Source organism: Paenibacillus xylanilyticus, from assembly GCF_009664365.1.
GTDB classification, from domain to species: Bacteria; Bacillota; Bacilli; order Paenibacillales; family Paenibacillaceae; genus Paenibacillus; species Paenibacillus xylanilyticus_A.
The window spans coordinates 1,019,133-1,032,311 of record NZ_CP044310.1; the positions used below are offsets into that span (position 1 = coordinate 1,019,133).

10 protein-coding genes and 1 pseudogene are annotated in these 13,179 nt (G+C 48.3%); 8 read left to right on the forward strand and 3 right to left on the reverse strand.

Annotated features, from left to right (window positions below; all coding sequences use genetic code 11):
- Positions 1-175: 175 nt before the first annotated feature.
- Positions 176-1,930, forward strand: a complete 1,755-nt coding sequence (locus F4V51_RS04575; protein ID WP_153977041.1) for a methyl-accepting chemotaxis protein — start codon at positions 176-178, stop codon at positions 1,928-1,930.
- A gap of 127 nt (positions 1,931-2,057) precedes the next feature.
- Here F4V51_RS04575 and F4V51_RS04580 read toward each other — a convergent pair whose 3' ends face one another.
- On the reverse strand, positions 2,058-2,969 hold the full coding sequence (locus F4V51_RS04580; RefSeq protein ID WP_153977042.1) for a LysR family transcriptional regulator: 912 nt from the start codon (positions 2,967-2,969) through the stop codon (positions 2,058-2,060).
- Between the two features lie 131 nt (positions 2,970-3,100).
- Between F4V51_RS04580 and F4V51_RS29350 the strand changes: the two are divergent.
- Together F4V51_RS29350 and F4V51_RS29355 are read left to right on the forward strand one after the other, a co-directional pair.
- Positions 3,101-3,468 (forward strand): annotated as a pseudogene (locus F4V51_RS29350) (alcohol dehydrogenase catalytic domain-containing protein); the annotation flags it as partial.
- 39 nt (positions 3,469-3,507) lie between these two features.
- Positions 3,508-4,143 carry a zinc-binding dehydrogenase gene (locus tag F4V51_RS29355; RefSeq protein ID WP_323131815.1) on the forward strand — a complete coding sequence of 212 codons (636 nt, stop codon included), beginning with the start codon at positions 3,508-3,510 and terminating at the stop codon, positions 4,141-4,143.
- Positions 4,144-4,288: 145 nt separating this feature from the next.
- Here F4V51_RS29355 and F4V51_RS04590 read toward each other — a convergent pair whose 3' ends face one another.
- Both F4V51_RS04590 and F4V51_RS04595 read right to left on the reverse strand, forming a co-directional pair.
- On the reverse strand, positions 4,289-4,801 hold the full coding sequence (locus F4V51_RS04590; protein WP_153977043.1) for a GNAT family N-acetyltransferase: 513 nt from the start codon (positions 4,799-4,801) through the stop codon (positions 4,289-4,291).
- Between the two features lie 159 nt (positions 4,802-4,960).
- Positions 4,961-5,728: a helix-turn-helix transcriptional regulator gene (locus F4V51_RS04595; protein ID WP_153977044.1), complete on the reverse strand. Its 768-nt coding sequence runs from the start codon at positions 5,726-5,728 to the stop codon at positions 4,961-4,963.
- Positions 5,729-5,930: 202 nt separating this feature from the next.
- On the opposite strand from F4V51_RS04595, the gene F4V51_RS04600 reads away from it, so the two are divergent.
- From F4V51_RS04600 to F4V51_RS04620, 5 genes are all read left to right on the forward strand, one after another.
- The gene (locus tag F4V51_RS04600) at positions 5,931-8,252 is read left to right on the forward strand and encodes a beta-L-arabinofuranosidase domain-containing protein (protein WP_153977045.1); all 2,322 of its coding nucleotides are present in this window, start codon (positions 5,931-5,933) and stop codon (positions 8,250-8,252) included.
- Positions 8,253-8,330: 78 nt separating this feature from the next.
- Positions 8,331-8,897, forward strand: coding sequence for a Uma2 family endonuclease (locus F4V51_RS04605; protein ID WP_153977046.1), 567 nt, complete (start codon positions 8,331-8,333; stop codon positions 8,895-8,897).
- A 368-nt stretch (positions 8,898-9,265) separates the two neighbouring features.
- Entirely contained in the window at positions 9,266-9,997 is a 732-nt protein-coding gene (locus tag F4V51_RS04610) for a hypothetical protein (protein WP_153977047.1), read from the forward strand.
- A gap of 12 nt (positions 9,998-10,009) precedes the next feature.
- Positions 10,010-11,698, forward strand: a complete 1,689-nt coding sequence (locus F4V51_RS04615) for a vWA domain-containing protein (RefSeq protein WP_153977048.1) — start codon at positions 10,010-10,012, stop codon at positions 11,696-11,698.
- Between the two features lie 217 nt (positions 11,699-11,915).
- Positions 11,916-13,055 carry a toxic anion resistance protein gene (locus tag F4V51_RS04620; RefSeq protein ID WP_153977049.1) on the forward strand — a complete coding sequence of 380 codons (1,140 nt, stop codon included), beginning with the start codon at positions 11,916-11,918 and terminating at the stop codon, positions 13,053-13,055.
- The last annotated feature ends 124 nt before the right edge of the window (positions 13,056-13,179 follow it).

Consider the following 13,179-nt stretch of genomic DNA (forward strand, 5'->3'; position numbering starts at 1 on the left):
TTCCGTTCAATTGAAGCTGACACAGTGATGATAGCGTTTTAAAGACATCCAATATTTTCTTGCTTAATTCGACATATTCATATACTATTTTTCCATACTTAGTGCTTCAAGCCTATGACTTTTGGGTAGGACCGGTGATAGAGGCTTGGGTTTCACGGGAGAGGAAGAGGAACGGATGGTCAGGTTTTTCAGAAAGCGTTTGGTTGTGCGAATTGTTGCAGTGGTTACACTGGTGATGTTGGTGATCTACACGGGGAGCATGCTGCTTCAGTTGGCCAATATGAAGTTAGCCGCGCAGGAGGCCATTTCAAGTTACAATATCCAGATTGCACAGAGCTATGTTCAGCAGATGGATACTGTACCCTATGCCGAATTTGCCCAAGATCCGAAGGAAAATGAGTTGTTCCTGAAGATTCGTGATGAACTGGATGATTTTCGCGTAAGCATTGGGGCCATGTATGTGTATTTTGTCAAAATAGATGATCAAGGCACGCCACTTATTATGGTGGATGGCATGAAAGATGCAGATAAGGCTTCTCCGATTAATGAAGTCACCGATATTCCAAGCGATGCTGTCCAGCGGCTGCTGCAAGGGAATACGGCTAGCTCACCGATCATTAACAATGAGGAGTACGGCGAATATATCTCGTCCTATGCTCCGATTGTGGACCAAAATGGTGTCATGATTGGTGCGCTCGGAATTGATACAGCCGTATCAGTTATTGGCAGCATCGAGGCAGATATCCTGAAGTCGAGTATTCCGTTCTATGGGCTTCTGTTATTCATTACCCTAGCAGGTATTGGTGTTGTCCTCTGGTTCATTGTAAGAGGGCTGCGTCCGCTGCGGCCTTTGAAGGCGAGTGTGGAACAGATGGCACAGGGTGAGCTTGCAGAAGCCAGCCGCATACTGACGTCGTATCGGCCGCGCAGCGAAGACGAGATTGGCACGACCTATCAGGCAATGACTCATATGTCAGGTCATCTGAATAAAATCGTTAGCGATATGGTCGCAGGTGTATCCGCTACCACCGATATGCTCGCCAAATCAACCAAGCAATTTAACCAAAGCACCGATGAAATGGTGGAAATGAGTCAGACGGTTGATCAATCCGTTGAACAGATTCGTCAGGGAGCCCACACGCAAAAACAGGGGGCAAGCGACAGCGCCCATGCCATGGAGGAGATCGCCAAAGGCATCACCGACATATCCGAGTCGTCCATGGCCGTATCCGATGCGGCAACCAGTGCGCTAACCACGGCGCAAACCGGTAAGCTGAGCATGTCTCGAATGAAGGAGCAGATGCAGAGTATTTCAGCCGTTTCGGATGAAGTGGTGGCATTGGTACATGTGCTGAATAATTACTCCCAGGAGATTGGCGGTGCGCTGCATACGGTAAATGACTTTGCAAGCCAGACAAAGCTTCTTGCACTGAATGCTTCCATTGAGGCAGCTCATGCAGGGGAACATGGGAGAGGCTTCGCCGTGGTTGCGGAAGAGGTCCGCAAGCTGGCTGAAGCCTCGAGTACATCCATGCAGCTCATTTCGGATTTGCTGCTTCGTATCCAGCAGGAGTCCCAGCAGATTGGTTCACAGATGGGAGTGGCCTCCAAGGAGATTGGACAAGGAGTTACGATCACAGCGGAGGCGGAGCTTGCCTTCTCCCATGTGGTGGAAGCTTTCCAACTGGTGACCAGCCGTATTCAGGAAGTATCAGCAGCAGCCGAAGAGATTTCGGCAGGGTCGGAAGAAGCCGCAGCTTCGGTGAATACCATTTCGCAGATCTCTTCCGGGGTTTCGGATCATTCTGATGACATCTACCGCCTGATGCAGGAGCAGAAGTCGCTGTTCCAGGAAGTCGCCCGGACATCCGTTTTGCTGGAGCAGCAAACCAATGAGATGAGCGAAGCCGTGAGAAAAGTAAAAGTGTAGACATCACAAAGAGAAGGTACCCATGCTGCTGGAGGAATTGAGGTGGAACATCTCCAGCAGCATGGGTACCTTTTTGTTTGGTTTGGCCCTAATTTAATGATGCGAATTCTGAGTAGAATTAAAAAACTCAACTTTTCAAATAATCCAGCTCGATCGCCTGTCTGAACTTCTGGGCAAATCGTTCGGCGGCAACTGCAACCTCCTTGGACTCGGTCTGTACGAAGCCGATTTGCATCTTGGGCTGATCAATGGAGGCAATCTCCACCATTTTCACAAGACCTTCTTTCCACAATGTGTTCTGGTAGAAAGAGAAGTCGTGGCCGATGCTGGCTGCTATATTGTTTCTAAGCACCGTGTTGATCGCTTCCGAATTGTTGGTCTTGAAGAGGATGGACAATGCTCCATAATCGTATGTGAAATCCTTGATGAAATCTTCTATGAAGCCATCGCGGTAAAGCGCGAGGGGATGTTCCTTCAGTTGATCCGGCGTCACTCGGTTCAGCTTGGCCAGATCAGACTGGTGATGCGTGCCTACAACCAGTTTGCCGGAATACATGGGGCTGAAATGCAGTCCGTCAAACTCACGCAGCTGTTTCGTGTAGATGGCAATGAAACCAAGGTGTGCCTTGTTGTTCCGGATATCTTCGATAATCTCCATCGAACCTTTCTCTTCAATGGAAATGTTCAGTAGGGGATGCTCCCGTTTCATATCGGCAGTGGTCTGGACAAGGTAGTGCATGACACTGGGAAAAGTCGCTACATGCAGGTCGCCTGTCAGGCAGGATGCTTCCACATTCAGCGATTTCAATTCATCAACCCGCTGCAAAATGTCCAGTGCCTTGGCAATAAACTGTTTGCCTTCCGATGTAGGGTGGGTCCCCTGACGGGAACGTTCGAACAGGACCAGGCCAAGCTCCTTTTCCAGACGATGTATGGACTGACTGATGGCCGATTGGGTAACGTGAAGGTGCTCCGAAGCGGCGGAGAACGATTGGGTTTTGGCAATTTCAACGACATATTCAAGCTGTTCCAGATTCATAGGTTCATCTCCGTTCTAACATTACTGCTACTAATATTAACATTAGTATCTATAAATATGAATAATAAGTGAACGGCGATATAATACATAGATAAGCTATTTATAAGCTCAATAAAAGGGGATGGATTTTCATGAAAGCAGCAGTATGGTACGGCCATAAAGATGTTCGAGTGGAAGAACGTGAAGTTCCGGTCGCTGGATCCGGACAAGTCAAAATTAAAGTGGAATATGCGGGGATCTGCGGCAGTGACTTGCATGCTTATCATCATGGTGTAGGAATTCAGGAAGGTGAGAATCATCCGCTCTCAGGTCAGCAGGCACCATTAACATTGGGCCATGAGTTCGCGGAACAGTTAGTGAATTGGGAAGTGATGTAAGCGGTATCAACATAGGAGACCGTGTTGTGGTGGAGCCATTGTATCATTGCGGTAAATGCGAATACTGTATCCAGGGCCGCTATAATCAGTGTACCGAATTCGGATTTGTAGGTTTGAATGGGGATGGTGGTTTTGCCGAGTATGTTGTTGTTGAAGCATATATGGTGCACCCATTGCCAGACAAGGTTTCTTTTGAAGAAGGAGCACTTGTTGAGCCTACAGCGGTAGCCTTCCATGCTGTTCGCCACAGCAAGCTGAAAGTGGGACAGAAGGTAGCCGTGTATGGTGCAGGCCCAATTGGACTGCTGACCATTCTATCTGCAAAAGCGGCAGGAGCTTCCACGATCTATGCGGTTGACGTATTCGAGGAACGCCTGAACCTGGCAGCTAAACTGGGAGCCATTCCGGTGAACAGTGCCAAAGTGAATGCAACGGAAGTCATCCTGGAGCAATCTGGCGGAATTGATGTCGCCTATGAAGCAGCAGGTGTGCAACCTACGATGGATAGTGCTGTAGCGGTAGTCAAAAAAGGCGGAGAAGTGGTTGTTATTGCAGCCATCCCTAACCCACTGCAGGTAAACTTCTTCGATCTTCTGGTGAAGGAAGCGAATCTGACGGCCACACTGGCATATCGCCACATTTTCCCTGAAGTCATCTCCCTTATTGCTGAAGGAGCACTCGATGTGAAACAGGTTATCACGAAGAAAATCAAACTGGATAACATCGTGGAAGAAGGACTGGAACTGCTGATGAGCGACAAGAGTCATGCAAAAATTTTGGTAGAGATCGGCGGTTAATAAGCAGTATTACATTGCCGCATCTTCCAATAGTAAATAGTAAAGGCCACTCGGATGAGTGGCCTTTTTTCATCTTTATCACTTCAATTGAACTGAAGTTTTATAACTTACGCTTAATTCCATGTACTCCCGCTTGAAACATAGGTCATGAATCGTAACGATAACAGATGGCGTTGCCGCCGCTGCTGCGTGTACTGAATTCTTCATCCTCCACAAAGCCAAAACGTTCATATAAACGGATGGCATTCGTCATCTGCCCGCCCGTGAACAGATACACCGTATTTTTGCCCATGTCCTTGGCGGATGCAACACACTGACGAAGGAGCTCCCGGGCAATACCGTGACCCCGCCACGCAGGATCCACGCCAAGCAGGCGAATGAATGGATAATCAATCGGGAGCTCAAAATTGGGATAGGCATTGTGTGCGGTTTCGAACAATTGCACGGTCCCCACAATCTGGTCGTCCACTTTGGCGACCCACAATTGTGTGAGGTAGGGATTATCCAGTGATTCCTCGATGTCTTTCACATAGGCTTCCCAACGTTGTTGATCCTGAAAGGTATCCTTGTACTCTGCATAACTTGCAATGAGGATATCTACGATCCCTTTATGATTAGCTTCTGAAGCGGGTTGAATCGTGACTGCCGTTGTCGTCATTTCAATTTCTCCTTCTGAAATGGGGTGGATGAAATACAGTTATTTCACATCTTAACACAACTAAATTTATCGGAATAATCAAAATATTCTATAGAATACGCACGAATTTCTATGAGTCAGTCTATGCGATAATCTTATGTTTTCATACTCATCCATCGATCATAAACGATTGAGCTGAGTGGAGTACAGGTTATTCCGATATTCGGTTGGTGTACTGCCTTCGTACTGCTTGAACATGCGCAGGAACAGTTTATAATCCGAGAATCCGCATTGTCCGGCTATTTCCTTAACACTGGCATTGGTATTGAGCAGCAGCTGTTTGGCCCGGTTAATCCGCTCCGTAAGGATGTAGGCTTTCAGCCCGATGCCTTTCTCGCGTTTCACCATTTTGGAGATATAGTCCTTGTTAAAATTAAAATGCTCCGCAATCTTGCCTACCGTAATATCGGTATGGAGATGAATACCAACCCACTTGCAGATATGGTCAACAACCGCATTATGAGGGCGGTAACCAGCCTCCGTATTGCGTTCCAATTCTTTTAACAGAAGGAGAAGTGCTGCATTTGCCTCTTCGGTGGAGAAGGATGAGACATGCAGCAGCTGCTTGAACAGCTGATTGGCCGTGGAGGGTACCGGAATAGTCGCATGTGTGGGATAACGATCGAATCCTTCTGCCAGGGTGTCATAGTGAACCCAATAAAAGCTGACAGGAGCATCGCTGTCTTGATATCCGTAATGGGTATGGCCGGCTCTCAGAAACAACAGATCATTGGCGCGAACCACGTAATGCCGCTCCTCCTCCGCAATGTACATTTCTCCCTCCAGCATCAAAATGATCTCATGCACAGGCATGATCCGTTTCATATGTGTCCAATTGCCTTCCGTGATGAACTTGCCGCACAGATAAAATTCGAGTGGCTTCTGCATAAGACGGATTTATCCACCTTTTCTTGGATTATGAGTCTGATGTAGTTGTATTTTATTTGATAATATGTGGATATTCAAGGGTTTGTATGAATTGGGAATTGAGGAGCAGCTGGTGGGTAGAACGGATTTTACCCTCTCGTATGGTGCCAGAAAGATATCAGGAACCATAACATTCTGTACATAATGAGGAGGAGCATAGGTCATGATCGAAACGAAACGGGGATTTTTGGGGCCGGAGCACGTGCAGCTATTAAACGGGGTTTTCCAAACGTCTCAGGAGGTCGGGGAACGTTACCTGTTATCACTGGATATTGATCGGTTTCTGGCTCCGTGTTATGAAGCGCACGGGTTAACGGCGAAGAAGGAACGGTATGCCGGCTGGGAGGCACGGACGATCAGTGGACATTCCCTGGGGCACTATATGTCTGCCCTGGCTGTAACTTATCAGGCGACAGGTAATGAGACGCTCAAACAAACATTGGAATATGCCGTCACCGAACTGGCAGGAATTCAACAGACAACAGGCAGTGGATATATTGGTGGTTTGACGGAGGAAGCTTTCCGCATCGCATTTCGGGCAGAGCATATTGGCGGGTTCAACATCGGCGAATACTGGGTTCCGTGGTACAGTGTGCACAAAATTTATCGTGGTCTTCTTGATGCTTACAAGCTCACAGGCAATCAGCTCGCCCAGGATGTCGTTATCCGGTTCGCTGATTGGGCTGTGACAGGCATGAGTGCGATGACAGAGGAACAGGTACAGACGATGCTCCAGTGTGAGCATGGCGGCATGAATGAAGTATTCGCTCAATTGTATGGCATCACGGGTAACCGCGTATATCTCGATACGGCCAACCGTTTCACCCACCAGATGATCCTTGAGCCGTTGGAGCAGAAGCGCGATGACCTTCAGGGCAAACATGCAAATACCCAAATTCCGAAAGTGATCGGCGCAGCCGAGATTTACAATCAGGATCATTCCCATGAGAGCTATCGGACAGCGGCGGAGTTCTTCTGGGACACAACGATTCATCACCGCTCCTATGTGTTTGGTGCCACGAGCATATCAGAACATTATGAAGCGAAGGGCATGGAAAGTCTCGGCATCAAAACCGGGGAGAGCTGCTGTACCCACAACATGATGCATCTGACGAAGCAGCTGTTTGCCTGGAACCCGGACAGTGCTTATATGGACTATTATGAGAACGCGATCTACAATCACATCCTGGGCACACAGGACCCTGACACAGGTAACAAAACGTATTTTGCCTCAACCCTTCAGGGCCATTACAAAATCTACGGTACACACGATACCGCATGGTGGTGCTGCACAGGCTCAGGCATGGAGAACCCGGGCAAATATGCCGAGGCCATCTATTTCGAAGATGAACAGGATCTGTATGTGAACCTCTATATCGCATCCGGGCTGGACTGGACGTCACAAGGGCTATCCCTGAAGCTTGAAACCGACTTTCCTTATTCGGAAAAGGTAATCCTGACGATTACCGGAGGCCATGCCTCGGCCAATCTAAGACTACGCGTGCCCTCCTGGCTGCAGGAGCCAATGACGGCAACCGTCAATGGGGATTCGGCTCATCCGTATACACGGATGGAAGCCGGCTATCTCTCCATCCAGCGCACATGGTCCGCCGGGGATGTCGTGACCATCACTTTGCCAATGTCACTGAGCAGATACACGTCCAGGGATGATACCCACAAAGTCGCCTTCCTGTATGGACCCATTGTGCTCGCAGGCGCACTGGGAAGCGAAGGGCTGCCGGAGGATACCATTGTGGATGAGACCGCGCTAAATCCGAAGACAGCACCCGTGCCAGTGATTTGGACGGAGCAGGAGGATGTCCGGAAATGGATCAAGGTAGTGGATAAAGGGACGTTAACCTTTGAGCTAAGCGAGGATGTGACGTCTACGGGTGAAGCCGTGAAGCTGATTCCGTTCTACGATGTGCATCATGAGTTTTATACGGTCTATTGGCCGTTCAACGATGAAGGCGATGCACTGGAGAAGGAACTGAATGCGATTACGATCGACAGGGTGCAGCCAGACGGTCAGCAGGACGAGATCGGGCATCATCTGGATAGCAACTGCCGAGCAGAGCAGCATAATGGTTCCTACACGGATAGCCGTAACAGGCTGCATATGTGGCGCGAAGCCTTTGGTGTCAGCGGAGCCTATTTTAGTTACCGGCTGGCGGTAGATGGTTCCGGTACCAATGTTTTGTGCGTTGGCTACTGGGGAGGGGATCATTCACCATTTGAACGGGAAGGGACGAGGTATGAGAGAATATTCAACCTGGTGGTGGATGGAACCGTAGTTGGCGAGCAGCGAATCCACCTGAACAAGATTGGTGAAGTGTTCTATGCGATCTATGATATTCCTCAGGCTGTTACCTCCGGTAAGGCGAGTGTGACAGTTACGTTCCAGGCCATTGGTGATCATGGGTGCGCAGGAAAAGTCGTAGAGGTGCGGACAACCCGAAGCAAGCCAAACTTTGCGATCTCATAAACAGGCAGAGCATGGAAATCAGCCAACACAATGGTATAATGAGGACAAAGTCGATTAGGGATCAGGGAGGTTGAATGTGTGGCAAAACCGGATGACAAAGGCATCTATAACTTTCAGGATTGGCTGACCTGGGAAGGAGCCTGGGAACTCATTAACGGCAAGGCCTACAATATGTCCCCGGCACCGACCTCCATACACCAGTTTATCGTGGGCGAGCTGCATTTCTCCTTGCGAACTTTTTTACAGAACCAAAAATGCTACGTGTTTGTTGCACCGTTTGATGTGTTTTTTAGCGAAAATGAACAATACGATACACCTGACCATGTTGTACAACCGGATCTGTCTGTCATATGTTCCAAAGACCAAATCTCCAAAAATGGCTGTCACGGTGCACCGTCTTTAATTATAGAAGTGCTATCTCCTTCAACAGCCCTGAAGGACTTTAATGAGAAGTTTAATTTGTATCAGAAATATGGTGTGAATGAATATTGGATTGTCGATCCTGGCAACCAGACGATACATGTATATACGCTAGAGGACGGAAGCTATCAAGATCGCAGGCTGTATACGGAAGAGCAGATGATTCAATCTAAGCAGTTCCCGGAACTCGCAATACCCTTTCATCAGCTGTTCAGGTTGGAATAGAATTAATTGTAAGTTACTCCGGTGCCCTGTGCCCGGAGTATTTTTGTTGCTTTCTCCGGCTCGTCCTATATAAAAAATGACACGTAACCTCCTGATTCCACGTATTACCTGTAAATCTTTCTTTTTCCGTTAACGGATATTTTCGTTTGTCTCCTCCGTCGTAAATCGGTTCAATAGTGAGCCCGTCAAAAATCCGTCCACATGTCCCTGTATCGATGAAATGGGATAAGCTAGCGTCACGTATATTAGGAATATCCATATTCATCGACCGAATCAGGGCTGCATCATGTACAATAAGTGATATACGCTAGTGGGAAATATCGACAATTGGACCATCATATAGCGAGAAAGGAGGTCAGCGGATTACGATGATCAAATACATAAAATGGCTGGGCCTGATCTTCGGCGTTGTTGTCATCAATATTCTGTTATTTTCACCAGGCTTCATCGGGCTTGGCTTCGGTGGTGGAGCCTTGTCCACTGCACTGTCCGTCACCCTGCTGTTCGGAAGTGTGATGGCCCTGTTTTACGGAAGTTACACCCTGTTGTTCAAACAGCCTGTAGTCTTGCCGGTTAAGCAGATCGAGACGCATGAAGATTACGTAGAAGCTTTATCCTTTTACAGACGAATTAAAGTGCTGGAGGAAGATATTACGTTGGGATTGTCCCAATTGAGCCGGATGAAGAAAAAGAAAGAGACGCTCCTGAACGTGCTGAACCAGCGGTTCGATCCGGGGGAGCTGAGTTATAAGAAATTTGCCTCCGTCACGCTTGAAGTGGAGAAGCTGCTGTATCTCAACATTCGAAGCGTGCTGAACAGACTCCATGTGTTCGATGAAGCCGAATACGCCGCCTTGATGAAATCCAAATCCTCCAAGATTCCACCCAAATTAGTTCAGGAAAAGACCAAAGTGTATAACGACTATCTATCCTATGTAAAAGACTCGCTCCATACGAATGAAGAAATACTGCTCAAACTTGACCAGCTGCTGCTGGAAATATCACGCCTGGACAGCTTTGAAGCCGGGGATATTGAACAGATGCCCTGTATGCAGGACATTGATCAGTTAATCAAGCACACCAAATTATACAGACAGTGAGGGGTTGCATTTATGGCGAAGAAGGGGAAGTTTTTTCTCATATCGATTGTGATGCTGGTGCTCGTGTTCGGATTGGTCTATGCAGGAATTACATTGACATCGAATTTCGGCAAATCCAGTACACAGGTGACAACAGAGAATGCAGGCAAAGAATTAGGTAAGTTGTATGCGGACATTGCGCCAGCAACAGCTGAACCCGTGAAGGGACAGATTGATCTGGATCCGGTTGATGTGGCAGAATCCCTGCCGGACATTTCCAAGTTCCCGATTACCGTTGAGAATACGACGAATGAGTATGTCGAGATTTTCTCTTCCATTGAGAAGTCAGGCACCGGTGCTGACGGCTGGTTGACCGAGGTCAGTGAAGAATTCAACAAGGCTAACATTACGGTGGGTGGTCAACCGGTATCGGTAAAAATCCGGAATATTGCTTCCGGTACGGCAGCCGATTACATCAAGTCTGGCAAATACGTGCCTGATGCATATACACCTTCCAATGAACTGTGGGGCGAGATGGTTGCTGCAAGCGGTGTGAAGACCGAAAAGGTATCCGATAGACTCGTGGGCAACGTGCCCGGAATCGTAATCTCCAAAGCCAAGTATGATTCACTCGTTGACACCTACGGCTCCGTCAACGTCAAAACGGTCACTGAAGCGATTGCCAATAATGAACTCGCAATGGGGTATACCGACCCGTTTGCCAGCTCCACAGGGCTTAACTTTCTTGTGACGGCACTGAACACGTACGACAGCTCCAATCCGCTGGGGGAGAAAGCGATTGAAGGCTTCGAGAAGTTCCAGGCTAATGTGCCATTTACGGCTTCTACAACCATTCAGATGCGTGAAGCTGCGAAGTCGGGCCGATTGGATGCCTTTGTCCTTGAATACCAGACATACGTCAACACCGCAGACCTGAAGAGCGGATATGTCTTTACCCCGTTTGGTGTAAGACATGACAGTCCGCTGTATGCCCTGGGGCAGCTGCCGCAGAACAAACAGGAAATCATCCGGAAATTCGCTGAATTCGTTACTCAGGATAAGTACCAGAAGTCGGCGGAAGAGTTCGGATTTAACGGTTTGCAGGATTACAAGTCCGAGCTGGCAACCGTCGATGGAGGTACTCTATTATCTGCTCAGAAGGTATGGAAAGAGAAAAAGAACGGAAGTAAACCGATCGCTGCTGTATTCGTTACGGACGTATCCGGAAGCATGGATGGGGAACCGCTGAACCGGTTGAAGGAATCCCTTCGTAAAGGTCAGAAATATCTTGGTACTGACAATAGCATTGGCCTCGTTTCTTATTCCAGCAGCGTAACCGTGAACCTGCCGATTGCCAAGTATGATACCAACCAGCAGTCCATGTTTGTCGGGTCTGTGGATAGCTTGCAAGCAGGCGGCGGTACAGCAACTTTTGACGGAATCGTGGTAGCCATGAAGATGCTGGAGGACTATATGGCGGCTGATCCGAACGTGAAACCGCTGATTTTTGTCCTGAGTGATGGAGAGACCAATGAAGGACATACACTGAAAGATATACGTGAACTGGTCGAGACCTACCAAGTGCCGATCTATACGATCGGATACAACGCCGACATCAAAGCCTTGGAGAGCATCTCCAGCATTAACGAAGCTGCCAGCATCAACGCCGATACAGATGATGTCGTGTACAAGATCGGAAACCTGTTTAACGTCCAAATGTAAATAGTTCTATTAAAATGAATTTCAAATTTACACGAAAACGGAGAGAGCAGAACCAATCTGGAAAAGCGGGGCGTTCGCCTTTATCCCCGGATTTATACCTTTATAAGAAAGATAAAGAAATCCGGGGATAACAGCGATTGGAAGATGGTGCTGCACTCGAAGTGAACTAGTGTAAGTTACATTATTTATATAGCTTGTAATTTAAGGGGGAGTTCGGATGTCGTTTTCGATGGAAATACCCAGCCAGAAGGAGATTCAGAAGGTTATCGAAGAAGAGGTGAAGCCCGTTCCGGCCGAGGTGGCGGAGCTGCAGCAGGTGGCGAACGCCAATATGGAGATGATCATGTCACTGGATCTGGAATCACTGGATAAGCGCAAGGAGATTTTACAGTCCATTGAAGGTTTTGGCATGAACACGATGAGATCCTCTTCGGAGAAAAACGCGCTGCTCCAAGTCTCTGTTGGACATCTGTCCAAGACGGGAGACGAGGGCGGTCAGGTCGCCAAAGGCTTGACCGAGCTGCACATGCAGCTCAAGGATCTCGACCCCAGCGTGGTCGATTTCGCCAAGACCGGATTCCTCGGCAAATTGTTCAATCCGCTGCGGGCTTATTTTCTCAAATACCAGAAGGCCGATGCAGTCATCGCGGATATCGTGACCTCCCTGGACAAAGGCAGGGCAACATTGCGTAACGATAATACAACACTGGAGATCGAGCAGCATACGCTGAGGGAATTGACCAAACGATTACAAAAGGAGATCCAGCTCGGCGTGCTCATGGATGAGTCGATCGACGGACAGATTGAAGCAGCGAAGGTTCGGAATGAAGACCCGGAGAAAGTCCGGTTTATCACCGAAGAAGTATTGTTCCCGCTGCGTCAGCGGGTCATGGATCTGCAGCAGATGCTGGTTGTGAACCAGCAGGGCATCATGGCGATTGAGGTGGTGATCCGCAACAACAAGGAATTAATCCGCGGAGTCGACCGGGCCAAGAATGTGACGATCTCGGCATTGAAAATTGCCGTTACCGTTGCCAGTGCGCTGTACAATCAGAAGATTGTTTTGCAGAAGATCGAGCTGCTCAATCAGACGACCAATGACCTGATCGCAGGCACGTCCAAGATGCTGAAGGACCAGGGTATCGCCATTCAGAAGCAGGCGTATGATGCCAGCATTTCCGTCGATACGATGAAGCAGGCCTTCACGGATGTCCTGTCTGCACTGGATTCCATCAGTGTATATAAGCAGGAGGCACTACCGCGGATGCGGGAGACGATCAACCAGTTCCGTGAACTCGCGGATACCGGAGAGCAGCAGATTCAGCGTTTGGAGAAAGGGCAGAAGCTGGGGTTGTAATCAAAAGAGAGAAATAAAAACGTATTAGATTGTTATCTTGATTTATAATTATTAAAAGGCGACCGTTCTCTATTAAGTATGGGGAATGGTCGCTTTTCTGGGTTTCTATGAAAATCGTTACTGG